20 protein-coding genes and 1 pseudogene are annotated in these 26,644 nt (G+C 68.3%); 10 read left to right on the top strand and 11 right to left on the bottom strand.

All coding sequences use genetic code 11. From position 1 onward, the window contains the following. Window positions 1-46 precede the first annotated feature (46 nt). Complete coding sequence (gene pnp, locus ACIDOCELLA78_RS000000101445; RefSeq protein ID WP_201728080.1) at window positions 47-2,200, bottom strand: polyribonucleotide nucleotidyltransferase; 2,154 nt, start codon at window positions 2,198-2,200, stop codon at window positions 47-49. A 289-nt stretch (window positions 2,201-2,489) separates the two neighbouring features. On the opposite strand from pnp, the gene ACIDOCELLA78_RS000000101450 reads away from it, so the two are divergent. Beyond that, window positions 2,490-3,251: an enoyl-CoA hydratase/isomerase family protein gene (locus ACIDOCELLA78_RS000000101450; protein ID WP_201728081.1), complete on the top strand. Its 762-nt coding sequence runs from the start codon at window positions 2,490-2,492 to the stop codon at window positions 3,249-3,251. Between the two features lie 3 nt (window positions 3,252-3,254). On the opposite strand, the gene ACIDOCELLA78_RS000000101455 is transcribed toward ACIDOCELLA78_RS000000101450, so the two are convergent. The 5 genes from ACIDOCELLA78_RS000000101455 to ACIDOCELLA78_RS000000101475 all read right to left on the bottom strand — a co-directional run bounded on the left by ACIDOCELLA78_RS000000101455 (window position 3,255) and on the right by ACIDOCELLA78_RS000000101475 (window position 9,168). Next, a complete protein-coding gene (locus ACIDOCELLA78_RS000000101455) occupies window positions 3,255-4,133 on the bottom strand; it encodes an NAD(P)-dependent oxidoreductase (RefSeq protein WP_201728082.1) in 879 nt (292 codons plus the stop codon). 120 nt (window positions 4,134-4,253) lie between these two features. After that, window positions 4,254-6,179 carry an ATP-dependent zinc metalloprotease FtsH gene (ftsH, locus tag ACIDOCELLA78_RS000000101460; protein ID WP_201728083.1) on the bottom strand — a complete coding sequence of 642 codons (1,926 nt, stop codon included), beginning with the start codon at window positions 6,177-6,179 and terminating at the stop codon, window positions 4,254-4,256. 127 nt (window positions 6,180-6,306) lie between these two features. Continuing rightward, window positions 6,307-7,539: a tRNA lysidine(34) synthetase TilS gene (gene tilS / locus ACIDOCELLA78_RS000000101465; protein WP_249675270.1), complete on the bottom strand. Its 1,233-nt coding sequence runs from the start codon at window positions 7,537-7,539 to the stop codon at window positions 6,307-6,309. Between the two features lie 44 nt (window positions 7,540-7,583). Further along, window positions 7,584-8,495: a tol-pal system YbgF family protein gene (locus tag ACIDOCELLA78_RS000000101470; protein WP_201728084.1), complete on the bottom strand. Its 912-nt coding sequence runs from the start codon at window positions 8,493-8,495 to the stop codon at window positions 7,584-7,586. Window positions 8,496-8,664: 169 nt separating this feature from the next. Next, on the bottom strand, window positions 8,665-9,168 hold the full coding sequence (locus ACIDOCELLA78_RS000000101475) for an OmpA family protein (protein ID WP_201728085.1): 504 nt from the start codon (window positions 9,166-9,168) through the stop codon (window positions 8,665-8,667). Between the two features lie 898 nt (window positions 9,169-10,066). Between ACIDOCELLA78_RS000000101475 and pheS the strand changes: the two genes are divergently transcribed. Then, window positions 10,067-11,179 (top strand): phenylalanine--tRNA ligase subunit alpha, encoded by a 1,113-nt coding sequence (pheS, locus tag ACIDOCELLA78_RS000000101480; RefSeq protein WP_201728086.1) that lies wholly within the window; start codon window positions 10,067-10,069, stop codon window positions 11,177-11,179. Further along, on the top strand, window positions 11,136-13,619 hold the full coding sequence (gene pheT, locus ACIDOCELLA78_RS000000101485; protein ID WP_201728087.1) for a phenylalanine--tRNA ligase subunit beta: 2,484 nt from the start codon (window positions 11,136-11,138) through the stop codon (window positions 13,617-13,619). The genes pheS and pheT overlap by 44 nt, the downstream gene beginning before the upstream one ends. A 183-nt stretch (window positions 13,620-13,802) precedes the next feature. On the opposite strand, the gene ACIDOCELLA78_RS000000101490 is transcribed toward pheT, so the two are convergent. Continuing rightward, a complete protein-coding gene (locus ACIDOCELLA78_RS000000101490) occupies window positions 13,803-14,489 on the bottom strand; it encodes a hypothetical protein (RefSeq protein ID WP_201728088.1) in 687 nt (228 codons plus the stop codon). Continuing rightward, window positions 14,486-15,448 (bottom strand): Hsp33 family molecular chaperone HslO, encoded by a 963-nt coding sequence (locus ACIDOCELLA78_RS000000101495; RefSeq protein WP_249675287.1) that lies wholly within the window; start codon window positions 15,446-15,448, stop codon window positions 14,486-14,488. Before ACIDOCELLA78_RS000000101495 ends, ACIDOCELLA78_RS000000101490 begins: the two co-directional genes overlap by 4 nt. A 145-nt stretch (window positions 15,449-15,593) precedes the next feature. On the opposite strand from ACIDOCELLA78_RS000000101495, the pseudogene rfaE1 reads away from it, so the two are divergent. From rfaE1 to ACIDOCELLA78_RS000000101530, 7 genes and pseudogenes are all read left to right on the top strand, one after another. Further along, window positions 15,594-17,053, top strand: a pseudogene (rfaE1, locus tag ACIDOCELLA78_RS000000101500) (D-glycero-beta-D-manno-heptose-7-phosphate kinase). Window positions 17,054-17,083: 30 nt separating this feature from the next. After that, complete coding sequence (locus ACIDOCELLA78_RS000000101505; protein ID WP_201728090.1) at window positions 17,084-18,196, top strand: four-carbon acid sugar kinase family protein; 1,113 nt, start codon at window positions 17,084-17,086, stop codon at window positions 18,194-18,196. Window positions 18,197-18,283: 87 nt separating this feature from the next. After that, on the top strand, window positions 18,284-19,333 hold the full coding sequence (gene pdxA, locus ACIDOCELLA78_RS000000101510) for a 4-hydroxythreonine-4-phosphate dehydrogenase PdxA (RefSeq protein WP_249675291.1): 1,050 nt from the start codon (window positions 18,284-18,286) through the stop codon (window positions 19,331-19,333). Window positions 19,334-19,435: 102 nt separating this feature from the next. After that, the gene (locus tag ACIDOCELLA78_RS000000101515; RefSeq protein WP_201728091.1) at window positions 19,436-20,527 is read left to right on the top strand and encodes a substrate-binding domain-containing protein; all 1,092 of its coding nucleotides are present in this window, start codon (window positions 19,436-19,438) and stop codon (window positions 20,525-20,527) included. A gap of 35 nt (window positions 20,528-20,562) precedes the next feature. Next, entirely contained in the window at window positions 20,563-22,137 is a 1,575-nt protein-coding gene (locus ACIDOCELLA78_RS000000101520; RefSeq protein WP_201728092.1) for a sugar ABC transporter ATP-binding protein, read from the top strand. Continuing rightward, the gene (locus ACIDOCELLA78_RS000000101525) at window positions 22,124-23,128 is read left to right on the top strand and encodes an ABC transporter permease (protein WP_201728093.1); all 1,005 of its coding nucleotides are present in this window, start codon (window positions 22,124-22,126) and stop codon (window positions 23,126-23,128) included. Before ACIDOCELLA78_RS000000101520 ends, ACIDOCELLA78_RS000000101525 begins: the two co-directional genes overlap by 14 nt. Next, window positions 23,125-24,075 (top strand): ABC transporter permease, encoded by a 951-nt coding sequence (locus ACIDOCELLA78_RS000000101530; RefSeq protein WP_249675308.1) that lies wholly within the window; start codon window positions 23,125-23,127, stop codon window positions 24,073-24,075. The genes ACIDOCELLA78_RS000000101525 and ACIDOCELLA78_RS000000101530 overlap by 4 nt, the downstream gene beginning before the upstream one ends. Window positions 24,076-24,189: 114 nt before the next feature. On the opposite strand, the gene ACIDOCELLA78_RS000000101535 is transcribed toward ACIDOCELLA78_RS000000101530, so the two are convergent. The 3 genes from ACIDOCELLA78_RS000000101535 to ACIDOCELLA78_RS000000101545 all read right to left on the bottom strand — a co-directional run bounded on the left by ACIDOCELLA78_RS000000101535 (window position 24,190) and on the right by ACIDOCELLA78_RS000000101545 (window position 26,553). Further along, the gene (locus tag ACIDOCELLA78_RS000000101535) at window positions 24,190-24,708 is read right to left on the bottom strand and encodes a hypothetical protein (RefSeq protein ID WP_201728094.1); all 519 of its coding nucleotides are present in this window, start codon (window positions 24,706-24,708) and stop codon (window positions 24,190-24,192) included. Window positions 24,709-24,852: 144 nt separating this feature from the next. After that, on the bottom strand, window positions 24,853-25,302 hold the full coding sequence (gene mntR / locus ACIDOCELLA78_RS000000101540) for a manganese-binding transcriptional regulator MntR (protein WP_201728095.1): 450 nt from the start codon (window positions 25,300-25,302) through the stop codon (window positions 24,853-24,855). Window positions 25,303-25,362: 60 nt separating this feature from the next. Continuing rightward, window positions 25,363-26,553 carry an MFS transporter gene (locus ACIDOCELLA78_RS000000101545; protein WP_201728096.1) on the bottom strand — a complete coding sequence of 397 codons (1,191 nt, stop codon included), beginning with the start codon at window positions 26,551-26,553 and terminating at the stop codon, window positions 25,363-25,365. Between the last annotated feature and the right edge of the window lie 91 nt (window positions 26,554-26,644).

Below are 26,644 nucleotides of genomic sequence, written 5' to 3' on the forward strand. Positions count from 1 at the left end.
GCGCATCCAGTCAGGTGTTTCCACCTGACCTTGTATTGCGCGCTCGTTACTCGGCGGCGTCTTCGCGCCGGCCGCCCTTGCCGCCGACCTGGTCGGTGATGTCGGCGCCGGTCGCCTGATCGACCACCCGCATCGACAGCTTCACCTTGCCGCGATCGTCGAGCCCGATCATCTTCACCTTCACGGCATCGCCGACCTTCACCACATCGCCGGTGCGGGCGACGCGGCCCTGCGCCAGTTCGCTGATGTGGACCAGGCCGTCTCGCGCGCCGAAGAAGTTCACGAAGGCGCCGAAATCGGCGATCTTCACGACCTTGCCGGTGTAGATCTGGCCGACTTCCGGTTCGGAGGTCAGCGAGCGGATACGGTCGATCGCCTTCTGCGCCTGTTCGTCGGAGGTTGCCGCGATCTTGATCGTGCCATCGTCCTCGATGTCGATCTTGCAGCCGGAATACTCGACGATCTCGCGGATCACCTTGCCGCCGGTGCCGATCACGTCGCGGATCTTGTCCTTCGGCACGTTGATCACGGTGATGCGCGGCGCGTTGGCGGAGACGCCCTCGCGCGCGCCGGTCAGCGCCTTGGACATCTCGCCGAGGATGTGCAGGCGCCCATCCTTCGCCTGATCCAGCGCGATCTTCATGATCTCGGGCGTGATCGAGGTGATCTTGATGTCCATCTGCAGGCTGGTCACGCCCGCCTCGGTGCCGGCCACCTTGAAGTCCATGTCGCCGAGATGGTCTTCATCGCCGAGGATGTCGGAGAGCACGGCGAAGCCCTTGTCCTCCTTGATCAGGCCCATGGCGATGCCGGCCACCGGGCGCGGCAGCGGCACGCCGGCATCCATCAGCGCGAGCGAGGTGCCGCACACCGTCGCCATCGAGGAGGAGCCGTTGCTCTCGGTGATCTCGGAGACGACGCGCAGGGTGTAGGGGAACTTGTCCTTGCCCGGCAGCAGCGGGTGAATGGCGCGCCAGGCGAGCTTGCCGTGGCCCACTTCGCGGCGGCCAGGGCTGCCGACGCGGCCGGTCTCGCCCACCGAGAAGGGCGGGAAATTGTAGTGCAGCAGGAAGCGCTCGCGGTATTCGCCCTCGATCGCATCGACGATCTGCTCGTCCTGCGCGGTGCCGAGGGTCGCGACCACGAGGGCCTGGGTTTCGCCGCGGGTGAACAGGGCGGAGCCGTGGGTGCGCGGCAGCACGCCGACCTCGGCGAGGATCGGGCGGACGGTGCGGGTGTCGCGCCCGTCGATGCGGATGCCGTTGTCGAGGATCGCGTTGCGGACGATATCCGCCTCAAGCTCCTTGAACATGCCCTTGGCCTTGTCGACCGGGCGTTCCTCGGCGGCGAGCGTCTCGAGCACCTGGGCCTTCACCGCGCCGATCTTTTCGTGGCGGGCGGTCTTCTCGCGCTCGGCATAGGCGGCGCGCAGCCCCTCGCGGGCGAGTTCGTCGACGCGGGCGGCAAGCGCCTTTTCCTCGTCGCTTTCCTCGACCAGCGGCCAGGGGTCCTTGGCGGCGTGTTCGGCAAGCTCGATGATCGCCTGGATCACCGGCTGGAACGCGGCATGGCCGAAGGTGACGGCGCCGAGCATGGTTTCTTCCGACAGCTCGTGCGCCTCGGACTCGACCATCAGCACGCCCTCTTCCGTGCCGGCGAGCACGAGGTCGAGCCGGCTTTCGGCGATCTGCGCCGAGGTCGGGTTGAGGATGTATTCACCGTCGATATAGCCGATGCGGGCGGCGCCGACCGGGCCGAAGAACGGAATGCCGGAAAGGGTCAGCGCGGCCGAAGAGGCGACGAGCGAGACGATGTCCGGCTCGTTCTCGAGGTCGTGGCTGAGCACGTTGACGATGACCTGCACCTCGTTGCGGAACCCGTGCGGGAAGAGCGGGCGGATCGGCCGGTCGATCAGGCGGGAGGTCAGGGTCTCGCGCTCGGTCGGGCGGCCTTCGCGCTTGAAGAAGCCGCCGGGAATGCGGCCGGCGGCATAGAATTTCTCCTGGTAGTTCACGGTGAGCGGGAAGAAATCCTGCCCCGGCTTCACCGTGCGGGCGCCAACCACGGTGGCGAGCACCACGGTGTCGCCATAGGAGGCGACGACGGCGCCGTCGGCCTGGCGGGCAACCTTGCCGGTTTCGAGGATGAGCTTGCGCCCGCCCCAGTCGAGTTCCTTGCGGAAATACTTGTCAAACATCATTCGGTCCTTGCAACAACAGGACCGGTACGGTCACACCATCGGTGGCGCGGTGCGGGACGCGGCGTCTCGGGCGGCATGGGTCGGGCTGTGGGCGATGTCTCGTCACAGCCACGGGCCATGTGGCCGGAAACGCCGAAGAGACCCCGGCGTTGCGCGCAACCGAACGATCTGATCCGTTCCGATCACGACCGGAGGACGATCCCCCGGCTGAAGATGCGCCAGCGGCGCATATCATCCTTATAGTCCAATTGCCGCCGCTCCGCTACTGCGGGGGCGTGAGGAGACCCGCATGACCGAAACGCCCCCGATTCTCGAACGCCGCGGCGGCATCGCCCGGCTGCGTCTCAACCGCCCTTCCCTGCGCAACCGGCTCGGCGCGGATGATCTTGCCGCCCTGCTCGGCCACTGCGCCACGATCGCGGCGGACGAAACGATCCGCGTCGTCGTGTTCGAGGCCGCCGGGAAGGTGTTCAGCGCCGGCTTCGATCTCGATGCCCTCTCGCGCGGGGAGACCGGGGACGCCGAGGACGGGCCGGGCGGCATCGGCCGCGTGGGCACGGCGCTCGCCGCCCTGCCCCAGCCGGTGATCGCGCGGCTGCACGGCAATCTGTATGGCGGCGCGGTCGATCTCGCGCTCGCCTGCGATTTCCGCATCGGCGTGGCGGGCATGGAACTGCTGATGCCGGCGGCGCGGATCGGCCTGCATTACTATCGCTCGGGGCTCGCCCGCGCGGTGGAGCGCATCGGGCCGGACGCCACGCGCCTGCTCTTCGTCGCGGCGCGGACGATCGACGCGGACACGCTGCTGCGGATCGGCTACCTGACCGCGCTTGCCAGCGCCGACGATCTCGACGCCACGGTCGATGCCCTCGCCGCCCGGCTGGAAGCCAACGCGCCCCTCGCCGTGCGGGGCATGAAGGCGGCGATCGCCGGGCTCGCATCCGGCAGGCTGGATGGCGAGGCGTTCGCCGCCGGGCTCGACGCCGCGCATCGCGACCGGGCCTTCATCGAGGCCATGGCGGCGTTGCGGGCGAAGAAGCGCGGCGGCTGAGCTTCAGGCGCGCAGGTTGAAGGCGGCCAGCGCCGCGAGATCGCGATCGCCCCAGCCTTCGCGCACGGCGTCATGCGCGGTGCGGCGGACGGCTTCGACCAGCTTGAGGTTGAAGCCGGCTCCCTCGCCCGCCTCGTCCATCAGGCGGAGATCCTTCTCGACCGCCTCGATCGAGAAGCCCACCGAATCGCTCCGCGTGCCGCCCATCTCGGTAATGATCGCGGCGCTGCGGATGGCGAGGGCGGGCGCGCCGCCGGAGCTCTTGCCGATGATGCCGAGCAGCCGTTCCGGCGTGATCCCGTAATCGCGGGTGATCAGCGCGGCCTCGCCCAGCGCCTGGAACGCGGCCAGCAGCGGCAGGTTGACCGCGAGCTTCATCGCCGAAGCGGCCTGCGGCGTCTCGAAGCGCTCCAGCCGGTCGCACAGCTCGTCGAGCACCGGCGTCGCGGCGGCGATCGTCGCGTCATCGCCGCCGGCAAGGCCGAGCAGCTTGCCCGACCGCGCCGGGCCGACCGTGCCGCCCACCGGGCAGGCCACGAACCGCCCGCCCTGCGCGGTCACCGCTTCGGCGTTGGCCTGCATGTCGGCGGGCTTCAGCGTGCTCATGTCGATCACGAGGGCCTGGCGGAGAGTGGCGCCGAGCAGACCTCCCTCGCCATGATAGACCGCGCGGGCAGCCGCCTCGTCGAGCAGCATCACAATGACGTAATCGGCCGCGGCCGCCACCTCGGCCGGCGATGACTTGACCGCGAGCCCCTCGACCGCCGCGGCCCGCGCCAGGGTCCGGTTCCAGCCGCAGACCTGATGGCCGCGCTCGATCAGCCGCGCCGCCATCGCGGCACCCATCCGGCCAAGACCGATAACGCCAATCTTCAGACTCATGTTCGTGCTCCCGTTCGCAATAGGTTCAGCGCCGGATATGGGCGGTGGCGAGCCATGAAAAAAGCCGGAGGCGATCGCCCCCGGCCCTTTCCGTCAGTCCGGCCAGAATGACCGGGCCGTTCAGCCCGGCGCGGGCAGCGGCCCGAGCCCGCCGGATTTCGGCACTTCCGGTTTCTGCGCCATCGGCACCGAGGCGCGGCGACTGTCGGGCGCCGGCTCGTCAACGACCTGGCGAACCACCGGCTCGCCGCGCAGGACGGTCTGGATTTCATCGCCGGTGAGCGTTTCGTATTCCAGCAGCCCCTTGGCCAGGCGGTGCAGCTCGTCGAGCCGCTCGGTCAGGATCCGACGGGCCTCGGAATAGGCGTGATCGATCACGGACTTGATTTCGCGGTCGATCTCCTGCGCGGTCGCCTCGGAGACGTTCTTGTGCTGCGTCACCGAGTGGCCGAGGAAGAGTTCCTGCCCGTTGTCGCCATAGGCGATCATGCCGAGCTTGTCGCTCATGCCCCATTCGGTGATCATCCGGCGGGTGATGTCGGTCGCCTGCTTGATGTCGCCCGACGCACCGTTGGAGACGTTCTCGGCCCCGAAGATGATCTCCTCGGCGGCGCGCCCGCCCATCGCCTTGACCAGTTCGGAGAGCAGCTTGGCCTTGCTCATCGAATAGCGGTCGCCTTCCGGCAGGCTCATCACCATGCCGAGCGCGCGGCCGCGGGGAATGATCGTGGCCTTGTGAACGGGGTCGCAGTGCTTCTGCGAGATCGAGCAGAGCGCATGGCCGGCCTCGTGATAGGCCGTCATCTTCTTCTCGTCCTCGCTCATCACCATCGAGCGCCGCTCGGCGCCCATCATGACCTTGTCCTTGGCGTATTCGAATTCGGCCATGGCGACGACGCGCTTGCCCATGCGGGCGGCGAGAAGGGCGGCCTCGTTGACCAGGTTGGCGAGATCGGCCCCCGAGAAGCCGGGCGTGCCGCGGGCGATCACCTTGGGATCGACATCGGCGGCCAGCGGCACCTTGCGCATATGGACCTTGAGGATGCGCTCGCGGCCGTTCACGTCCGGGTTCGGCACCACCACCTGGCGGTCGAACCGGCCGGGGCGCAGCAGCGCGGGGTCGAGCACGTCGGGGCGGTTGGTGGCGGCGATGAGGATGACGCCCTCGTTGCTCTCGAACCCGTCCATCTCGACGAGCATCTGGTTCAGCGTCTGCTCACGCTCGTCGTTGCCGCCGCCAAGCCCGGCGCCGCGATGGCGGCCGACCGCGTCGATCTCGTCGATGAAGATGATGCACGGCGCGTTCTTCTTGCCCTGCTCGAACATGTCGCGCACGCGGCTGGCGCCGACACCGACGAACATTTCAACGAAATCGGAGCCCGAGATGGTGAAGAAGGGCACGTTGGCCTCGCCGGCGATGGCGCGGGCAAGCAGCGTCTTGCCGGTGCCTGGCGGGCCGACCAGCAGGACGCCTTTCGGGATCTTGCCACCCAGTCGCTGGAATTTCTGCGGATCGCGCAGGAAGTCAACGATCTCCTGCAACTCGCCCTTGGCTTCCTCGATGCCGGCGACATCCTCGAATGTCACCCTGCCCTGTTTCTCGGTCAGCAGGCGCGCGCGGGACTTGCCGAAGCCCATGGCCCGGCCGCCGCCGCCCTGCATCTGGCGCATGAAATAGATCCACACGCCCACCAGCAGGATCATCGGCGCCCAAGACACGAGATAGTGAAGCAGCGGGTTTTCCGGCGGGTTGAGCGGCTTGGCGACGACGCTGACCTTCTTCGAGATCAGCGTGTTGACCAGGCCCGGATCGTCCGGCGCATAGGTCTCGAACGTGGAGCCCGATTTGAGGGCGCCCGTGATGTCATGCCCGCGGATCGTGACATGATCCACCTTGCCCGCGTTGACCTCGGACACGAAGGTCGAATAGGCGACTTGCGTGCCGTGGCTGGTGTCCGTGGTGGTGGGCTGGAACATGTTGAACAATAACACAAAGAAGAGTGCTATGATCACCCAGACCAGCAGGTTGCGCCCCAGATTGTTCATCAAGCTTCATCCAGTCCTGTTCACCCCGGAAGGCTAAAACCGAGGGGGCCGGCGGAAACCGGCCGAGAAATTCCGCCGAACCGCGTCTTGCCTCATCTTGGCACGGCTCCGGTCGGTTCGCCAATCCCTATAGAGAGTGGGGATGATACGCCGTTTTCCTATCCTTCTGGTGAACGGGACGCGCAGATCTGTCCGCCGCCGGACGCTGGCTCGAATGGCGCCGGGGCAGCCGGGCCGGGAGGCACGAACGCGACCGCGCAGGCAGGCCCAATTCCGAGATGCGGAACCGCAAGCACACCCTGATCGCCGAAAAAGGCCGGCAGGGTCTGGCGCAGGGCGGCGGGAAGGCGGGCGGCGGCACGCCTGTCGACCGGGCTTGGGCCAAGGGCGCCGAGGGTCCGCGCGCCTGGCGGCGCATGGCGGATACGGAAGCGCCCATCCCAGAGCGCGCCCTCGACCGCGGGATCGGGCGTGCGCAAGCGGCGGCCTCGCGCACGAGCATCCAGCCAGGACCGTGGCGCCCTGCGGGCAGAATCCGCACGCCACCGAGCGTTGCGGGGCGCAATCCTCCCGCCAGCCGGCCGATCGCGGCGCGGGCCGGCGGGTAGATCTGTCCGGCGACGACCCGCAACAGGGCGGCGAGCGCATCGGGCGGGAGCGCATCCCCGCGGATGATCGCCCATCCTTCCGGACGAAGCGTGACGTGGCACGCCAGATCGGCGGCGGCGATGCGGTCCGCCGCCGCGCGGTCATCCGCCGCTGTCCCGACATCGCCGGGCGGTTGCGATGCGCCGGCGCGCCGGACCCGGACCCGTTCGAAGCGCGGGTCGAGATTCGAAGGGTCCTCCACCCAGGCGACGCCCTGCTCCACCAGGAAATCGCGGAGCATCGGGGACGGAATCCCGAGCAGGGGCCGCAGGATCATCACCGTGTCGCGCGGCGAGACGCCCGCCATCCCCGCGAGACCGCGAACGCCGCGGCGGGCGCGCATGACCCGCAACTCGTCCTGATCGCCCGCATGATGACCAAGGAGGAGATGAACGATTCCAGCCTCGCGCGCCGCACCGGCCAGCGCGGCGTGACGCGCTTCGCGCGCGCGGGCCTGCAAGGCGGCACCCGGCGACAGGCGCAGACGCAGGACGCGGCTGCGCACGGCGAGCCCTGCAAGCCGTTGGGCGGTTTCGGCGGCTTCCCGGCCGGATTCGGGGCGGAGACCATGATCGACGATGAGCGCGATGCATTCTCCGCCACGCTGGCGGGCCCAGGATGCGGCGAGAAGAACGAGGGCCGTGCTGTCAGCCCCTCCGGAAACACCCGCGGCGAGGCATGGCGCGGGGCCGAAAGGGCCGAACCGGGCCATGGCCCGCTCGAACCGAGCGGGCAGGCTGGGCGCGAACGCGGACTTCAGCGGCAGGCGGCGCGCCGGCGCGCCGCGCCAATCTGTGCCTTCAGCGCCGGCGAGGGCGAGGAGAACTGGCTGTTCAGGGAGTCGAGCGTGTCACACGCTTCCTGGTTCTGGTGGATCGCGGACAGGGAATTGGCCAGTCCAAGCAGGGCATAGGGCGCATGCGGACCGGCGCGATCGGCGTTGTAGGCATCGTCGAACGCGATCGCGGCCTCCTGATGCTTGCCCTGGTGGTAGAGCGATTCGGCGACGATCATCGAAGCCTCGCCCTTGCCGGCGCGTTTGCCCTGCTTCGCGATCACCGCGCGAGCATCCTCCTCGGCGGCCTTGTAGTCATGCCGGGCGAGAGCCGTGCGCGCGGCGGCGAGCGAGGCCGTGGCCCGCGGCTGGGGTTGCGACTGCGGATTTTGCGGCCGCGCGGATGTTTTCCCGGCCGGCAGCGTGCCGAGCGTCCCCGTAGCACCCGGAGCGGGCGACGTATTGGCGGCCGGCGGCGTCGCGCCGGGTTTCCCCGCCTGGTCGAGCTGGAATTTCAGATTGCCGATTTGCTGGTTGATTTCGTCGTGCTGCGTGGCGACCTCGTGTTCCAGCGTATCGACACGCCCCCTCAGGTCCTGGACCTGGTTGTGCAGCGTATCGACCTGCTCAAGCAACGAGGCGACGAGTCCCCCCGAACTGCCCTGGCGCGCGGACTGGCTGGTCTGCGCCGGCGGCGCGGCGGACCCCAGAACGGAGCCGCCATTGCTGCCGCCCTGCTGCATCTGCGCAAGCTGGTGCTTGAGTTCGAGGATCTGGTTTTCGAGGGCAATTCCTTCCCGGCTCGAGATCATCTGCGCCCGAACCACGGCAGGCATGAGGATCAGCACGGCAATGCTGGCGGATGTCAGGGATTTCAACATGGAACTGCGCATCGGTTTCCTCGTTCGGCGAGACGCGCCGGATTGCGCCCCCGACCCAATGTAGTGCGAACGACCGCGTCGTTGAAGCGCGGGCCGGCAGAAAGCAAATCGGCGGCTCGGGTTGATCGAGCCGCCGATCGGTCACGTCATGCTGTCAGGGGAAATCCCCCGAACGGCATTCTCAGTGGCAATGCTGCGGGTTGAAGCCCTGCACCGAGGTGATCGCCACGCGGTCCTGCGCGTAGTCCTGCTCGGTGTTACCCGGCGAGACCAGGCACGACTTGCCATAGGAGATCGTGCGGATGCGGGACGCCGCAACGCCCTTGGCAACCAGGTAATTGCGGGCGGCGTGGGCGCGGCGGGCGCCGAGGGCCAGGTTGTAGGCTTCCGTGCCGCGCGGGTCGGCGTTGCCGGCGATCAGAACGTCGACATTCGGATACTTCGCAAGCCAGCTGGCCTGACGGTCGAGCGTCGACTTGTCGGCGCCGGTCAGGTTGGACTTGTTGAAGCCGAAGAAGGCACGATCGCCGACGTCGGCAACAAGCTGCTGCTCGCTGCCCGGCGCGGGACCGGACTGCGCGGCGGTCGTGCCAGAGCCGGTTGCCATGGACTGGGTCTTGGGGGCGTTGGAGCACGCCGCAAGCAGGGCAACAGCCGCAAGCGCGCCCAGAGCTTTGATATTCATGTTTACCGTCCCGATGTTGGGTGCCTGTATTGTGACGCACCGGCGCCATGCCGATGCGTTGAAACCGTTAGCCTGAACTTTTAGCCAGACGTATTGCCCAGATACCCACCGACTGGCCTCGCCGGGTTGGCGGGCGGCGTTCGATAAACAGTCTGAGCAAACGACGAACCCGGCCGGACCGATGTATCGGCCTGACCAGAACGCGTTACTTCATCTATTCGGATTGTGCCGACCATTCAAGCGGACTTTTGGCATCACGAGGCCGCTCGCGCTTATTGGCGTGTCATTCGCCAGCAACGCGACTTTTTTGACACATTACCGCCTGAATGCAGCTTTTGGAGCGCCGCCTTCCCGGCCGTTTCCGTTTTGCAACTTATTCTTAACTTTCCTGCTTTAAACACGAAAAACGAGGCCGCTGGTCTCCGTTTCCTCCCTGATGGCTGGTCATATGCCAGCCCTCCTTCGAGCGTGATCGGTACTAACGGTCACGCTCATTTTTCAAAATCTGAGACAATATATCTTTTTAAGGAAAAATTATTATTATTAATACACGTGATGCCTCATATACTACTTATAGTTTGTAGATTGTAACGATTTCATATTATACTCACCGTGAAGACAAAAAATTACGGCGATCCACCGTCTCGGCTTTGGGTTTTTTTGGATGCCTGGATTAGAAAACCAGGCAAGTCATCGCAAGGAATAATCTTGCCCCTACCGACGACCGCGTGGCTCGGGTTTGTGAAGCCAGGTTCGAATACGACGTACTTTTTGACACAAGCTTTTGATCCAGACGCTCAAAACCTCCGGACATGTTCCGGAGGTTTTTTTATCGACAACCGGGTTCCGATCGCCCCGTTTGCTTGACATTTCGCCCGCTTCACGCTCCCTGCCGGCCATGTCCGACGATCTGCCGACCATCGACTCCCAGGCCCGCTCAGCCATCGCCGCCGCAGGCGATCTCGCTGCGCTCGACGCCGTCCGCATCGCCCTGCTGGGCAAGACCGGCCAGGTCACCGCGCTGCTCAAGACACTCGGCAGCCTGACGCCAGATGAGCGCAAGCGCGTCGGCGCCGAGGTGAACGCGCTGAAAACGGCGATTTCAGCCGCGATCGAGGCGCGCCGCGCGGTGCTCGAGGCCGAGGCCCTCGCAACACGCCTCGCCGCCGAGCGAATCGACGTCACGCTGCCCGGCCGTCCCGACCGTGCGGGCACGATCCACCCGATCTCGCGCACCATGGAAGAACTCACCGCCCTGTTCGGCGCCATGGGGTTCGGCGTGAAGGAAGGGCCGGATATCGAGGATGACTGGCACAATTTCGGCGCGCTCAACATCCCCTCGCACCACCCGGCGCGGGCGATGATGGACACGTTCTATCTCGACGCCGCGGCCGGCAGCCGCCCGGTCGTGCTGCGCACCCACACCTCGCCGCTGCAGATCCGCACCATGCTCGCGGAAGCGCCGCCGATCCGCGTCATCGTGCCGGGCCGCACCTATCGTTCGGACCATGACGCGACGCACAGCCCGATGTTCCACCAATGCGAGGGCCTTGTGATCGACCGCGGAATCACCCTCGCCCATCTCAAGGGCTGCCTGATCGACTTCCTGCGCGCCTTCTTCGAACGGCCGGACCTCAAGGCCCGCTTCCGGTCAAGCTATTTCCCCTTCACCGAACCCTCGATGGAGGTCGATATCGCCTGGGACCGCAAATCCGGCGAAATCGGCGCCGGCAGCGACTGGCTGGAAATCCTCGGCGCCGGGATGATCCATCCCAACGTGTTGGCGAATTGCGGGCTCGACCCGCGCGCGTTCCAGGGCTTCGCCTTCGGCATGGGGGTCGAGCGCATCACCATGCTCAAGCATGGCATTCCCGATCTTCGCACCTTTTACGAGAGCGATGTGCGCTGGCTCGCGCATTACGGCACCTCGCCACTGGCGCCGGTGACCCTGCACGAAGGGACGCACGATGAAATTCACCCTCTCCTGGCTGAAGACGCATCTCGACACTGATGCCTCGCTCGATGCCATCGCCGAAACCCTGTCCGCCATCGGGCTGGAAGTTGAAAGCATCGCCGATCGCGGCGCCAGCCTCGCGCCGTTCCGCATCGCCCGGGTGATCGAGGCCACACAGCACCCGAATGCCGACCGGCTGCGGGTCTGCCGCGTCGATCCCGGCGATGGCGCCGAGGTGACCGTGGTGTGCGGCGCGCCGAACGCGCGCACTGGCATGCGCGCCGTCTTCGCGCCGCCGGGCAGTTTCGTGCCCGGCACCGGGATCACGCTGAAGGTGGGCGAGATCCGCGGCGTCCCCTCGGCCGGGATGCTGGTCTCCGAGCGCGAACTCGGCCTTGGCGACAGCCATGACGGCATCATCGACCTGCCGGACGACGCGCCGGTGGGCGCGCCGTACGCGAGCTGGGCGGGGCTCGACGATCCGGTGATCGAGATCGGCGTGACGCCCAATCGCGGCGATGCCTTCGCGGTGCGCGGCGTCGCCCGCGACCTCGCCGCCGCCGGGCTCGGCACGCTGAAGCCCTGGGCGCCGCCCGCCGCCGCCGCCGCCGGGGCGAGCGCGATCGCCTGGCAGAACGCCTATTCCGAGGCCTGCCCCTGGGTGCTCGGCCGCACCGTACGCGGGGTGCGCAACGGCGAGAGCCCCGCCTGGCTGAAGCGCCGCCTCGAATCGATCGGGCTGCGGCCGATCAACGCGCTGGTCGACATCACCAATTTCTTCACCATCGATCTCGGCCGGCCGCTGCATGTGTTCGACGTCGGCAAGATCGCCGGCAGCGCGCTCACCTTGCGGCGCGGCGCGGGGGAAAGCTTCCGCGGCCTGCACGGCAAGGACGTGACCGCGACGGCGGATGACTGCGTCATCGCCGATGCGGCGGGCGCGCAGTCTCTCGCCGGGATCGTCGGCGGCGAGGCGACGGGGTGCGACGAGACCACGCGGGACGTGTTCATCGAATGCGCCCTGTTCGACCGGGTGCGGATCGCCCTCACCGGCCAGCGCACCGGCATCCATTCCGACGCGCGGCAGCGCTTCGAGCGCGGCATCGATTTCGCGTTGCTGCCCGCCGCCCTCGATGCGGCGACCGCGATGGTGATCGAGCTCTGCGGCGGCACCGCGTCCGAGATCACCGAGGCCGGGGCGCAGCCCGACTGGCATCGCACCGCGACGATGCGCTTCGACCGCCTCGCCAGTTTCGGCCACTCGACCGTCACACCCGACCGCGCCGTGGAAATTCTCGACCGCTTGGGCTTCGCCGCCGTCGCGCGCGATGCGGCGTCGGTCACCGTCGCCGTGCCGAGCTGGCGCAACGATGTCGCCGCGGCCGACCTGCCCGGCGGCAGCGCGCTCGACCAGCATGGCGGCCTCGCCGCGGCGACCGCCGAGGCCGCGCGGCTTGGCGCGCGGACGATCGAGCCGGAGGTCGACCTGATCGAGGAAGTGCTGCGGATCGACGGGCTGGACCGGATCGAGCCGGTCTCGCTGCCGGGCGCAGCACCGGTGCCCACGGCCTCGCTCACCCCCCGCCAGGCCCGCACGGTGCGCGCCCGACGCGTGCTCGCCGCGCGCGGCATGGCCGAATGCGTGACGTTCAGCTTCCTCGACCGCGCCACCGCCGCGCGCTTCGGCGCGACGCCCGACACTCTCGCGCTGAAAAACCCGATCGCCGCCGATCTCGACCAGATGCGGCCGACGCCGCTGGCCACCATCGCCCTCGCCGCAGCGCGCAACGCCGCCCGTGGCCTTGGCGATCTCGCGCTGTTCGAGATCGGCCCGGCCTATCGCGATATCGCCCCCGACGGACAGGATCTGGTCGCGGCAGGGCTGCGCGCCGGGCGGACGCCGCTCTCCTGGATCGAGCCGGCGCGCCCTGCCGATCTGTGGGACGCCAAGGCCGACGCCGTCGCCGTGCTCGGCGAACTCGGCGTGCCGCTCGATGCGGTGACGGTGACGGCCGATGCCCCGGCGCATTATCACCCGGGCCGTTCCGGCACGCTGCGCCAGGGGCCGAAGACACGGCTCGGCTGGTTCGGCGCGCTGCATCCCGCCCTCTGCGCCGAACTCGATCTGCCGGAAGGCAGCGTGGCGTTCGAGCTCGATCTCGGCGCGATCGCCGATCCGAAACGGCGGCGCAAGGCCGCGCCGTCGCTGCCGCAGTTCCAGCCGCTCCGCCGCGACTTCGCCTTCATCGCCGATGCGACGGTGACGGCCGAGGCGGTGCTGCGCGCGGCGAAGGGGGCCGAGCGCAGCCTGATCACCAATGTCGCGCTGTTCGACCGCTATGCCGGGGAGAAACTGCCGGAAGGCAAGGTGTCGCTGGCCGTGGCGGTGACCCTGCAACCGCGCGAGGCGAGCCTTACGGATGCGGAGATCGAGGCCGTATCGGCGAAGATCGTCGCGGCGGTGGCCAAGGCGACCGGGGCGACGCTTCGGAACTGACAGCCCGCCCCTGAAATTCACCCAGGCCTTTCAAGGGCAGGCGCATTTCAGGGGGCAGGCGTATTTCATTGGACAGGCAAGGCGCGAGGTGGTGTCCCCAGAGCATCATCCGATCGGATAAAGATGCTCTGTTTATAAATAGCATAGAGCACGATATCCGATCCGGATGGGTCGGAAAGCGCGCTATCGCGCGGCGCCGGTTGGCAGGCTCGTCGGCTGCGCGCCGGTATCCGCGGCGCCGGCATCGGGAACGGGCAAGGGTTTCGCCTGGATTCCCTGGTCCGCCGAATAAGGCTGCGCCACCGCGCCGCCGGCGCCTGAATTCGGCGCGAAGGCCAGCCAGTCCGGCAGGGTGCGCTGGATCTGGTATTGCAGCTCGACATTCATGCTGTTCATCATCGATTTCGTCAGACCATACAGCGCGGCGCGCATGCGGTCCGGCGTTTCATTGGCCGGGGCCGTCACGCTGTGCGAGATCGTCGCCTCGGCGTAGCCAACCCGCTGGCCGTTGCTGGTGCGGACGTTGAGGTCAACCGTCATGGTGCCGACGAGCGTATCGCCGACCTGGCGGAGCGAGGCCTGGCGGATCACGAAAACGGCCGAACCGGGGCTGCCATTGGCCACCAGCCGCTCCCGCGCCATGCGCTCCAGCACCCGCGCGGGCGTTTCCGGCGCCTGCTCGATCACCTGCGCGGCATCGGGCCCGGGCTGGTAATCATTGCGAATCTGGATACTGGCGACTTTCAGGGTGATCGGCGGCAGATAGGCGTAGTCGAGCCGGGCAAACGTGGTCGGCGGGGGCGGCTCGCTCGCGCAGGCCGAAAGGGCGAGCGGCAGGATGACCATTCCGGCGAACACGCGGCGCCTCATGACACGCCTCCCTGACCGTCGGCCTGTGTCGCGACGCTGATCTCGCCGCGTGGAAAACGGAAATCGACATTGCAGAATTCGCAGGTCATCGTGATGTCCCCGTCGATGGTCATGTGATCGAGATCGTCCCCGGAAAACCCGCCCAGCACGTCCGAAAGCCGGGCGCGCGAGCAGCGGCAGCCATAGGCGAGCGGTCGCGGCCGGTCGACCGCAATGCCCTCGCCGTGAAACAGCCGGTAGAGCAGCCGTTCGGGCGGCAGCGCGTCGTCGAGCAATTCGGCGTCGGTGATGGTGGCGGCGAGGATTTTGGCGGTTCGCCAGGCCTCTTCCTGCTCGGCCTCGCTCAGGGCGGGATCGATGCCGCCGGCACCGGCGATCCGCTCGATCACGAGGGCGGCGGCGCGCCAGCCGGCCGGCGTTTCGGCGGCGGCAAGGTGGATCTGGCAGGGCAGCTGCTCGGATGTCTCGAAATAATGATGCGCCATGTCCGACAGGCTTTGCCCCTCGAGCGAGACGATGCCCTGGTGGCGTTCCATGTCTGGCCCCTGATCCACGGTGAAGGCGAGATAGCCATCGCCCATCATCGCCCGCGCGAAGGCCTCTTCCGGCAGCGCGATCTCGTCGGACAGGCGGGCATAGCCGCGCAGCGCCCCGCCATCGGTGCAGTCGGCGAGCAGCAGCGGCACGGCGCCGTCGCCCTTGGCCTGCAGCGAGAAGCTGCCGGTGAATTTCAGCGCGGTGGCGAGGCTGGCGACGAGCGCCAGCGCCTCTCCCAGCAGCGCCCGCACCGGCGGGGCATGGTCGTGGCGGTTGAGCAGCGCGTCAGCCAGCGGGCCAAGACGGACCAGACGGCCGCGAACAGGCTGATTTGGCAGGAAAAACGGCGTAACGCCCCGTGGCACGACGATATCGGGGACGTCGGGGCGGGTACGGTCGAGAAAAGGGGGCAGATCGGTCATGGCCGTTAAATAGAGGCAGTGCGCCGATTTTGCCATCGCCGCGCATTTGTTGGCGCACGCCGATGACGCCGCCGGGCAACGCCGTGTCATGCAAAGTGCACGAAACCGCTTGCCCGCTGCCGCCGCGCAAGCTAGCGAGAGAGTCATGTCGGAGCATGTTGGGTATGACCTGATCTCGGCGATCCGGGGTCTGGCGCGGGCGAACGTTCTGGTGGTGGGCGACCTGATGCTCGACCGCTACGCATATGGTCGGGTCGAGCGGATCAGTCCGGAAGCCCCGGTTCCGATCCTGACGGTCACGCGGGAAATCGCGATGCCGGGCGGGGCGGGAAACGTTGTCCGCAATCTCACCGCCCTCGATGCCGCGGCGGCGTTCGTCTCCGTGGTGGGTGACGACCAGGAGGGGTCCGACCTTACGGCGCTGATCGGCGGGCAGCCCAATGTCGAGCCCTGGCTGCTGGTGGAAACCGGCCGGGCGACGACGGTGAAGACGCGTTACATCGCCGCCGGCCAGCATCTCATCCGCGCGGATCGCGAGCTGGCGGCGCCACTGCCCGAAAAGCTCGGCGAACGGCTGCTCAAGATCGCCTCCGACGCGATGGCGGCGACCTCGGTCACCGTGCTCTCGGATTATCGCAAGGGCGTGCTCGCCCCGCGATCGCCCGCAACCTGATCGCCAGCGCGCGTGCGATCGGCCGGATGCTGATCGTCGATCCCAAGGGGGCGGACTGGTCGCATTATGCCGGGGCGGACGTCATCACGCCGAACCGCCGCGAACTCGCCGAGGCGACGGGCCGCGATCTCTCGACGGAGGCCGCGATCGTCGCGGCGGCCCGCGAGGCCATTGCCCGGTTCGGGTTCGGCGCCGTGCTGTGCACGCGCTCGGAGGACGGCATGAGCCTCGTCACCGCCGACACCGTGCGGCATTATCCTGCGGAGGCCTCCGAGGTCTACGATGTCTCCGGTGCCGGGGATACGGTTGTGGCCGTGCTCGCGGCCGGGCTGGCAAGCGGGCTCGACCTTGAGGTGGCGGCCAGGCTCTCCAACATCGCGGGCGGTCTCGTCGTCGGCAAGGTGGGCACCGCCGTGGCCCGCCCCAACGACCTGATGGATGCGGTGAAGCCGGCATCCGGCGCGCTGCGCAAGGTAGTGACCAGGCAGGCGGCCGCCGAAGCGGCGGAACGCTGGCGGCAGCGCGGCTGGCGGGTCGGCTTCACCAATGGCTGTTTCGACCTGCTGCATCCCGGCCATGTCCATCTGCTCGAACAGGCCCGCGCCGGATGCGACCGGCTGATCGTCGGCATCAACGCCGACAGTTCGGTGCGCCGCCTCAAGGGGCCGACCCGCCCGGTCCAGCCGGAGGCGGCCCGCGCGGCGGTCCTGGCATCGCTGGCGAGCGTCGATCTCGTAGTGATCTTCGAAGAGGACACGCCGCTCGACCTGCTCTCCGTCATCCGGCCGGATGTGCTCGTCAAGGGCGCGGACTACACGCACGACACCGTGGTGGGCGCCCGCGAGGTCGAATCCTGGGGAGGGCGCGTGATGCTCGCCGAACTCCTGCCCGGCCATTCCACCACGGCCACAGTCACCCGCCTGCGCGGCTGAGCGTCGGAGGGATGCGCTGGTGGGGCAAGGATGACATCCATACGCCTTGTTGCCGATGACCTGACCGGCGCCCTGGATGCGGCGGTGCAATTCACGGTCCTCGACCGTGATCTTGCGGTCCTGCTCGGCACGGACACCGGCGGCGCCGTGCCCGCCAGCGCCGCGATCAGCACCAATGCGCGGGATCTGGACGCTGCGGCGGCGGCTGCGCGTATGGACGGCGCGACCGCCTTCCTCGCGGGGGCCGAACTCAGGTTCCTGAAGATCGACAGCCTGCTGCGCGGACACTGGCCGGAGGCCATCGCGATGGCGCTGCAGGCCGGGCCGGACCAGCTCTGCGTTTTCGCGCCGGCCTTCCCTGCCCAGCAGCGGATCACGCGGGGCGGGCGGCAATACGCCCCCCGCGCGGATGGCGCGCTCGTGCGGCTGGAGCGCAGCGCGGCGCATGAGCTTGCGAGGGTGGGGCTTCGCACCGCGCAGATACCGGGAGGAATTGCGGCCGACGCCGGTCTCGCCGCCGCGCCGGGGACGGTGCTGGTCTGCGATGCGATCGAACAGGACGATCTGGACCGGCTCGTCGCCGCAGCACGGAGAGACGGCCCACCGATCCTCTGGTGCGGCAGCGCCGGCCTTGCTCGGGCGCTCGCCGGGCGCGCGCCGCCTCTGATCGTGCCGCGCCCCGGGCTGCGGCTGGCGATCATCGGCTCGAACCATTGTGTGACGCGCGGGCAGATCGCCGCGGTTCCGGCAGCGGTGGCGGCGCGGATACCGCTCGGGGAGGATGCGGAACGGGCGGCCCTTCGGATTGCGGCCAGCCTTGAGCATGGCAACTGCATCGTCACACCCGGGCTGCCCGACGGATTGGCGGCCGATGCCGCCGCCGCCGCCATCGAGGCCCGCCTGCGCGCAACCCTGCCGAGGCTGGCGAAGCCCGCCGAGATCATCGTGATCGGTGGCGAAACGCTCGACGCGGTATGCAAGGCCGTCGGGGCGGCCGCCCTGCATCCCGGCGGCGAGATCGTGTCCGGCGTGCCGGTTTCCCGGATGATCGGCGGCGCCTGGGACGGGACCACGCTGATCTCGCGGTCGGGCGCCTTCGGCGGGCCGGATTTCCTCGCCCGCCTGCTCGCCGCCGGCGCGTGAACCGGAGGCAACGGCCGGGCCGCGATTGTTGACAGCACAAGCGCGCTGGACCATGGTAGCGCTGTCATAATGTCTGGGGGCTGACCGGTGGGCGTTGCGCGTATCGCGATCACGATGGGTGATCCGGCCGGGATCGGTCCGGAAATCGTTGTCAGGGCAGCGGCGCGGCTGCAGGGGCGCATCGCCGCCGGCGACTTGTCCCTCGTGGTGACCGGATCGGCGCGCAGTCTTGCGGAAACGTGCGAGCGGCTGAACCTGCACCCGGGCTTCGAGACCGTGCCGGCCGACAGCGCGGGGGGCATGCTGCCGCCTCTGGCCGTGGTCGAAGCGGGGCCGGACGCCGCCGGCATCGTCCCCGGCAAGGTTTCGGCGGTGGCGGGCGAAATCGCCTACCAGTCCATCGCGCTCGCCGTGCGGATGGCCATGGCGGGGCGGGTCGATGCGATCTGCACCGCGCCGATCAACAAGGAAGCGCTCAACCTCGCCGGCCACCACTATGGCGGCCATACCGAGCTGCTCGCAGACCTGACCGGCGCGCGCAATTCGGTGATGTTGCTGGTTCACGGCAACATGCGGGTAAGCCATGTCTGCACCCATGTCGCGCTGCGGGACGTGCCGGGGCGGCTGACCCGCGAGCGGCTGCGCCAGGTGATCGAGCTGACATCGGGGGCGCTGCACCTTCTGGGCATCGCCCGGCCGCGGATCGGCATTGCCGCGCTCAATCCGCATGCCGGCGAGAACGGCCTGTTCGGCCGGGAAGACATCGACATCACCACGCCGGCGATCGAGGAGATGCGCCGCGACGGGTACGACCTGACCGGGCCAGTTCCGGGCGATACCGTGTTCGTCAAGCTGCGGGCCGGCCAGTTCGACGCCGTCGTCGCGATGTATCACGATCAGGGGCACATTCCGGTCAAGCTGCTGGGCTTTTCGGTCGATCCCGCGACCGGCGAATGGCAGGCCCTGAGCGGCGTGAACGTGACGCTCGGCCTGCCGATCATCCGCACCTCGGTCGATCACGGAACCGCATTCGACATTGCCGGCAAGGGGATCGCCAGCGAGCAGAGCCTGATCGAGGCGATCGACTGCGCGATGCAGCTCTCCCGCGGCCGGCAGGAAGCCGGCACGGGGGCATGACGAGGCCGCAACGCCGCAGCACACCGGTCAAGGCCAACCCATCAACGACCAACCGGCCCGCCACGGGAGAAGCCCGGGCAGCCAGACAGGGAGGATAACAACATGCGTCATTCCATCGTTTCCGCTCTTGCCGCGGCGACCATGCTCGCCGCGACGGGCACCGCCGCCGCCGACAGCCTCGTCGCGCCGAAAAGCCTCGCCGCCTGCTTCGTTCCGCAGACGGCAGCGACCCCGATGGTCGCGGCCAAGGCGAAGCACGGGCCCTACAAGATCGCGTTCAGCAACTCGTATTACGGCAACAACTGGCGCACCGAGATGCTGAACATCGCCCGCGCCTATGTGAAGCAGCCGGCGGTCGCGAAATATATCTCGAAATTCGAGATCCAGAACGCCGGCAACAACGTCGCCCAGCAGGTGGCCCAGATCCGCCAGATGATCCTGAGCGGCTACAATGCCATCGTCGTCGATGCCGCCTCGCCCTCCGGCCTCAACAGCGTGATCAACGAAGCGGTCAGTCACGGCATCGTCGTCGTCGCCTTCGACAACACGGTGACGACCGACAAGGCGATCAACATCAACGAGGACCAGGCGGCGATGGGCCGCATGTGGGCGCAGTTTCTCACGAAGGAAACCGGCGGCAAGGGCAGGATCCTGATGGTCCGCGGCCTGGCCGGCACCACTGTCGACAACGACCAGGGCGACGGCGCCATGGCCGTGTTCAAGACATCGGCCGGGATCACGGTCAAGCAGGTCTATGGCAACTGGGATGTGGGTGTGAACCAGAAGGTCACCGCCGATGCGCTCTCGACCAGCCACGACATCGCCGGCGTGTGGGGCACCGAAGGGGCCACCGGCGCGCTCCAGGCCTTCCTGCAGGTCAAGGCGAAGCTGGCGCCGATGACGAGCGAGTCGGATAACGGCTTCATGAAGCTCGCGGTCGCGCATCATATCCCGGCGCTGGTCATCGGCCAGTCGCCGGCGCTGGCTGCCGCCGCGATCCGTGCTGCGATCGCCGCACTCGACGGCCAGAGCCTGCCGCGCACCGCGAACATCCCGCTCAATCCGGTGACGACGGCGCAGATGAAGGCCGGCGTCAACTACTTCCCGAAGCTGCCGAACAGCTTCGTCACCGATATCGACATTCCGCAATGCGGGGTGAAGATCCCGGTCGGCGCCGTGGTCCACGGCAGCTGAGGCAAAGCGGGGACGAGGACACAAGGGCAAGGCCGGTGCCAATCGCGGCTGACGGAACCCGGCGGGCAGCCGGCGCGGGCGCCGCTTGCGCGCCGGCCCTGGCGGCAACCGGCCTGTCCAAGCGCTTTGGCGGCGTCGTTGCCCTGCGCCGGGCCGATCTCGCGCTCTATCCGGGCGAGGTTCACGCCCTGCTCGGCGCGAACGGCGCCGGCAAGAGCACGCTGGTCAAGCTGCTCGCCGGCATCGAGCAGCCGGACGATGGCAGCATCGAGGTCGGCGGCGCCGCCATGCGGTTCGCCAGCCCGCGCGCCGCCCTCGCCGCCGGCATCGCCACCGTGCACCAGGAACTCTCGCTGTTCCCGAGCCTGAGCGTTGCCGAGAACATCCTCATCGGCCAGGAAAAGCTGCGCGGCGGCTACTGGATCGACGCCGCGGCGATGCGCGAGCGGGCGCGCGCCCTGCTGGCGATGCTGGGCGCGTCAGATATCGAACCGGATGCGACCGTCGGCGATCTTCCGCTGGCCCAGGCGCAACTCGTCGAGATCGCGAAGGCGCTCTCGACCGACCCGCGCGTGCTGATCCTCGACGAGCCGACCTCCGCTCTCTCCATCGCCGAGGTCGAGCACCTGATCACGGTCATCGAACGGCTGCGGGACCGTGGGGCGGCGATCGTGCTGATCTCGCACCGGCTCGGCGAAATCGAGCGGCTGGCGGACCGCGTTTCCATCCTGCGCAGCGGCGAGAAGGTCGGCGAGTTTCCGCCCGGCGATTTCAGCCGCGACAAGGCGCTCTCGCTGATGCTGGGCGAGGCCTGGCAGGAGCGGCAGGCCGGCGCGCGCGCGGCCGCCTATGCCGGCCGGCCGGACGACACGATCCTGCGCGTGGGCGGCCTCACCCTGGCGCCGCATTTCGCCGATATCGGATTCGACCTGCGCCGCGGCGAGGTGCTCGGCCTTGCCGGTCTCGAAGGCCAGGGACAGAAGGAATTCCTCTTCGCCCTGTTCGGCCTGTTCCGCCGCGGACTGGAAGGGATCATCGAGGTAGGCGGCCGGGCCTTGCGGCCACGCCAGCCGCGCGATGCGATCGCGGCGGGGATCGCGATGATCCCGGATGACCGCAAGACGCTCGGCGGCTTTCTCGGCCTCAGCATCGCGGAAAACATCGCCATCACCGTGCTCGGCTCGCTGCGCCGGGGTTTGCTACTCAGCCGGCGCGCCGAGGCGGACCTCGTGGACGAGTATGTCCGCCGCCTCGGCATCAAGTGTTCCAGTGCGGCTGCACCGCTCGGCAGCCTGAGCGGCGGGAACCAGCAAAAGGTCGTCGTCGCCAAATGGCTGGCGCGGCGCATGCCGGTCTATATCTTCTGCGACCCCACGCGGGGGGTGGATGCCGGGGCGCGGCGCGAGCTTTTCGGCGTGATCCGCGACCTCGCGGCGCAGGGCACCGCCGTGCTGTTCTACTCCACCGACATTTCGGAGTTTCCGCTGCTGTGCAACCGTGTTCTGGTGTTCCGCGAGGGCCGGGTCTCGGGAACGCTCGAAGGGGCGGCGATCACCGAGCAGAACATTCTCGATCTCTCCTTCCACGAGGCCGCGCATGAAGCCGCCTGAAACGGCACACCCCGCAGCACATCGCCGGCGCGGGCGGCTTGAGAAGCATCTGGGGCCGGTCTCCTGCGCCATCGGCCTTGCCGTGGTGATCGGCCTCTATGCGCTGCGCCAGCCGCTGATCCTCTCGCCCTTCGGCCTCGCCAGCCTCGCCAATGTTTCGGTGCCGCTCGCCCTCGCCGCGATCGGCCAGACCATCGTGCTGCTCGGCGCGGGCCTCGATCTGTCGATCGGCGCCGAGATCACCCTGGTCAACTGCTTCGCGGCAACGACGATGCAGGGCAGCCCGCTCGGCATCGGCGGCATCGTCGTGCTGTCGCTGCTGATCGGGCTCGGGCTGGGCGCGGTGAACGGGCTGATCATCGCCTACGGGCGCGTGGAACCGCTGATCGCGACATTCTGCACCTCGTTCATCTATGGCGGCGCGGCACTGATCGTCCTGCCGCGCCCGGGCGGGACCATTCCCGCCGGCTTCGCCAATGCGCTCACCGGAAACTGGGGTATTCTGCCGTTTTCGGTGGTGCTGCTGGCAGCGGCCGTGCTGCTGGCCTGGCTTCCCGTGTTCCGCTCCCGCCTCGGCCGGTTCATCGTCGCGGTCGGTGACGATGCCGAAAGCGCGCGCGTCTCCGGCCTGCCGGTCCGCCGCGTGGAGCTGATCAGCTACGTGCTGGCCGGGCTGTTCGCCGCGATCGCCGCCCTGTTCCTCGCCGCCGAAACGACATCGGGCGATCCCACCATCGGCAGCATCTACACGCTGAACTCGCTCGCCGCCGCGGTGCTTGGCGGCGTCGCCCTCACCGGCGGGCGCGGCACGGCCATCGGCCCGATCCTCGGCAGTTTCCTGCTCTCGATCATCCTCAACGCCCTCGGCGTCTTCAACGTCTCCGCCTTCTGGCAGGATTGCATCGAAGGGCTGATCCTGATGACCGTTCTGGCCCTTGGCGGGCTGCGCCTGCTGCGTGGCGGCAACTGGCTCACGGTTCTGCGGTCGTGACGGCGCTCTCCGGCATCGCGATCCGGCCGGCGGCGCGGCGGGCGCTGCTCGCCTATCTCATCCTGCTGCTCGTCTATGGCTGCGCCGTCGCGGTCAATCGCGAGTTCCTCGCCTGGGGAACGCTGCGGCTGCAACTCGTGCAGGCGACCTTTATCGGCCTCATCGCGATCGGCGAGACGCTGGCGATCCTGATCGGCCAGATCGATCTCTCGGTGCCGTGGACGATCACGCTCTCGGCCATCCTGAGCACCAATCTCGCCTCGGTCTACGGCCATCAGTGGGTCGCCTTCGCGGTCGTCATCATGATCGGCGTCAGCGTGGGGTTGCTGAACACGCTCGGCGTGTTCGTGCTGCGGGTGCACTCGCTGATCTGGACGCTCAGCGTCAACCTGATGCTTCAGGGGATCACGCTGGTCTATACCAATGCGGTCGCGCCCACGACCCATATCCCCGGCGCCGCGCGCGCCCTCGCCCTCGGCAATGTGGGGGTCATGCCGGCGGCGTTCCTGGTCTGGATCGCCTGCGGCGGCGCCGCGATCGTGGCCTTGCGCAGGATGCCGTTCGGCCGCTCGGTCTATGCGATCGGGAACAGCCCGGCGGCATCGCTGCTCTCGGGCGTGCCGGTCGGGCGCGTGCATGCGCTGGTCTTCATCACCAGCGCGCTCTGCGCGGCCTTCGTGGGGCTGTTGCTGAGCGGCTATGCCTCGCAGGCCTATCTTGGCATGGGCAACGATTATCTGCTGCCGCCGATCGCCGCCGTGGTCATTGGCGGCACCCGGCTTTCCGGCGGCGACGGCGGCTACGCCGGCAGCATCGCCGGCGCGCTTACCGTTGTTCTGCTTCAGGCCATCCTGGTGACGCTGAACATTTCCGAGGGCGCGCGCCAGCTGATCTTCGGCGCCATACTTCTCGCGCTGGCGCTGCTGTTCCTGAAGCGCCGGACATAGAGCGTCATCCGATCAGATGGTGTCATCTGATCGGATAAAGATGCTCTGTTTATCAATATCATGGAGCACTACATCCGATCCGGATGGATCGGAAAGTGCTCTCGCTCTTCCCGCTCAGCGCCCGCCGCGCCCGCCGCCGCCCACGCCACCGCCCCCCATGCCGCCACCGATACCGCCACCCATGCCGGCCCCCATGCCGGCCCCCGTGCCGGCACCGATGCCGCCGCCGGACATGCCGGGCGCGCCGCGTGTCTGCGACTGAGTTTGGGTCTGCGCCTGATCGCGGGCCTGGGTCTGGGCTCTCTCGCGCTCCTGTATCCTCGCGTGTTCGCGTTCGCGATCGCGCTCGCGCTGGCGTTCCTGCTCGCGCGCACGGAGCCGTTCGGTCTCGGCGTCGGCGCGCTGATGCAGTCGATCCTGCTGACGCTCGCGCAGGCGCTGCTGGTCGAGCAGGCGCTGCTGGTCCTGCGTGCGGGTCTGGTCCAGGGTGCGAAGCTGATCCTGGGTACGGGTCTGGTCCTGGGCGAAGGCACGGCCGGCGGCGAGCGAGGCCAGGCCCGACGCGGTGAACACGAGCACGGCGCGGCGGGCCGGGCGGAACGATCCCGCGGGGCGGGGACGATGGATGAACATGGCAACTGGTCTCCTCTGCCTGTGCGCTGCGCTGGCGCGCCCATGGCACGCCGGCGGGCAGAGGCTAGGCGGCGACAGCTGATCCCCCCTTGATCCAGCGCAAGCAGACCCCCTGCCTGTTTGGACGATGCCCGTCCGGGCTGATCAGCCGCGGGACTGGAGGTAGCGGCTGAAGGCGTTCAGCGCGATGTCCGACACGTGGTGTTCGATGCCCTCGGCATCGGCCTCGGCGGTTTCGGGCGGCACGCCGACAGCCTTGAGCAGGGCGACCACCAGCCGGTGCCGGGTGCGCACGCGCTCGGCCAGCGCCTGGCCCGCCTCGGTCAGGAAGACGCCGCGATAGGGTTTCGCGGTGGCCAGCCCCTCGCGCTTGAGCCGGGCGATGGTCTTCACCGCCGTCGGGTGCGAGACGCCGAGGCGGCGGGCGATGTCGATCGGCCGCGCCTCGCCGTTGATCGCGATCAGGTCGGCGATCAGCTCGACATAGTCTTCGAGCACGGCACTCGCCTGCGCCGTGCGCGCCTTGCCGAATCGGCGCGCCTGGGTGGGCTCGGCGGGCAGGGCGGCGGGCGAGGATTTCACGGCAGCTGGCATCTTGGTCTCCGCATCGGCCCTGCATAGCCGCCCCGGCCGGGAAACGCCAACCGCGCGCGCTCAGTGCAGTTTCGGCAACCAGAGCGCGACAATGCCGAGCGCGGGCAGCACCGCGCAGATCTGGTAGACGGTGGTGATGCTGGTCCAGTCCGCCACCACGCCGAGGCCGGCGGCACCGAGCCCGGCAAGACCGAAGGCGAGGCCGAAGAACAGGCCGGAGACGGCGCCGACCCGGCCCGGCACAAGCTCGTTGGCATAGACCACGATCGCGGCGAAGGCCGAGGAGAGGATCAGGCCGATGATGATCGAGAGCACGACGGTCATGGTCTCGCCCGCGTAGGGCAGCGCGAGGGTGAAGGGCAGCACGCCGAGGATGGAGCCGATGATCACGGTGCGCCGGCCCACCCGGTCGCCGATCGGCCCGCCGATCATGATTCCCGCCGCCGCCGAGGCGAGGAAGATGAACAGGTCGATCTGCGCGGCCTGCACCTTCAGACCGAAGCGGTGCATCAGGTAGAAGATGTAATAGGAGTTGATGCTCGAGAGATAGACGAATTTCGACATCATCAGCACGCCGAGCAGGATCAGCGGCACCAGCACCTTGCGCGTATCGAGGTCGGCGGCGGTGAGCGCTGTCCGCTGCCGCGGGCGGGCGTGGCCGCTGGCGCGGAACCAGTGGCCGAGCGCGGTGAGGATCGCCATGCCGCAAAGCGCGGCGATGGCGAACCAGGCCATGCTCGCCCGCCCGCGCGGCAGGATGAAGAAGGCCGCGAGCAGCGGGCCGAGCGACTGGCCGAAATTGCCGCCGACCTGGAAGATCGACTGGGCGAAGCCGTGCCGGCCGCCGGAAGCGGCACGGGCGATGCGCGCCGATTCGGGATGGAAGATCGAGGAGCCCATGCCGAGCAGGCAGGCGCCGGCCAGCAGAATGCCGTAGCTCGGCGCGTAGGCGATGGTGACGATGCCGGACATCGACAGCGCCATGCCGACCGGCAGCGAATAGGGCAGCGGCCGCGCATCGGTATAGAGGCCGACAAGCGGTTGCAGCAGCGAGCCGGTGGCCTGGTAGACCAGGGTGATCAGCCCGATCTGCGCGAAATTCAGGTGAAAGCCGCCCTTGAGCAGCGGATAGACCGCCGGCAGCAGGACCTGCAGCATGTCGTTCAGCATGTGGCAGATGCTGACGCCGACGAGAACGGCCATGGTGGCGCGGCCGGCGGCCTGCGGGCGGGTCTGGACGGTGGCGCTCACGTGTTTGCTCTCCCGGACGAGCTGCAACTATGCCATGAAAATGCGCGCGTGGCCTCTCGCCCGGCGCAATCATGCCATGCTAGCGGAGAGG

The sequence above is a fragment of the Acidocella sp. C78 genome (assembly GCF_907164655.1).

What these genes read in the sequence shown, in the direction of transcription:
- ACIDOCELLA78_RS000000101535 (WP_201728094.1), bottom strand. Translation starts at nt 24,708, where the DNA reads ATGTTCATCCATCGTCCCCGCCCCGCGGGATCGTTCCGCCCGGCCCGC.
- pheT (WP_201728087.1), top strand. Translation starts at nt 11,136, where the DNA reads ATGAAATTCACCCTCTCCTGGCTGAAGACGCATCTCGACACTGATGCC.
- ftsH (WP_201728083.1), bottom strand. Translation starts at nt 6,179, where the DNA reads ATGAACAATCTGGGGCGCAACCTGCTGGTCTGGGTGATCATAGCACTC.
- ACIDOCELLA78_RS000000101525 (WP_201728093.1), top strand. Translation starts at nt 22,124, where the DNA reads ATGAAGCCGCCTGAAACGGCACACCCCGCAGCACATCGCCGGCGCGGG.
- ACIDOCELLA78_RS000000101515 (WP_201728091.1), top strand. Translation starts at nt 19,436, where the DNA reads ATGCGTCATTCCATCGTTTCCGCTCTTGCCGCGGCGACCATGCTCGCC.
- ACIDOCELLA78_RS000000101505 (WP_201728090.1), top strand. Translation starts at nt 17,084, where the DNA reads ATGACATCCATACGCCTTGTTGCCGATGACCTGACCGGCGCCCTGGAT.
- ACIDOCELLA78_RS000000101455 (WP_201728082.1), bottom strand. Translation starts at nt 4,133, where the DNA reads ATGAGTCTGAAGATTGGCGTTATCGGTCTTGGCCGGATGGGTGCCGCG.
- ACIDOCELLA78_RS000000101470 (WP_201728084.1), bottom strand. Translation starts at nt 8,495, where the DNA reads ATGCGCAGTTCCATGTTGAAATCCCTGACATCCGCCAGCATTGCCGTG.
- pheS (WP_201728086.1), top strand. Translation starts at nt 10,067, where the DNA reads ATGTCCGACGATCTGCCGACCATCGACTCCCAGGCCCGCTCAGCCATC.
- mntR (WP_201728095.1), bottom strand. Translation starts at nt 25,302, where the DNA reads ATGCCAGCTGCCGTGAAATCCTCGCCCGCCGCCCTGCCCGCCGAGCCC.
- tilS (WP_249675270.1), bottom strand. Translation starts at nt 7,539, where the DNA reads ATGGCCCGGTTCGGCCCTTTCGGCCCCGCGCCATGCCTCGCCGCGGGT.
- ACIDOCELLA78_RS000000101450 (WP_201728081.1), top strand. Translation starts at nt 2,490, where the DNA reads ATGACCGAAACGCCCCCGATTCTCGAACGCCGCGGCGGCATCGCCCGG.
- ACIDOCELLA78_RS000000101495 (WP_249675287.1), bottom strand. Translation starts at nt 15,448, where the DNA reads ATGACCGATCTGCCCCCTTTTCTCGACCGTACCCGCCCCGACGTCCCC.
- ACIDOCELLA78_RS000000101475 (WP_201728085.1), bottom strand. Translation starts at nt 9,168, where the DNA reads ATGAATATCAAAGCTCTGGGCGCGCTTGCGGCTGTTGCCCTGCTTGCG.
- ACIDOCELLA78_RS000000101490 (WP_201728088.1), bottom strand. Translation starts at nt 14,489, where the DNA reads ATGAGGCGCCGCGTGTTCGCCGGAATGGTCATCCTGCCGCTCGCCCTT.
- pnp (WP_201728080.1), bottom strand. Translation starts at nt 2,200, where the DNA reads ATGATGTTTGACAAGTATTTCCGCAAGGAACTCGACTGGGGCGGGCGC.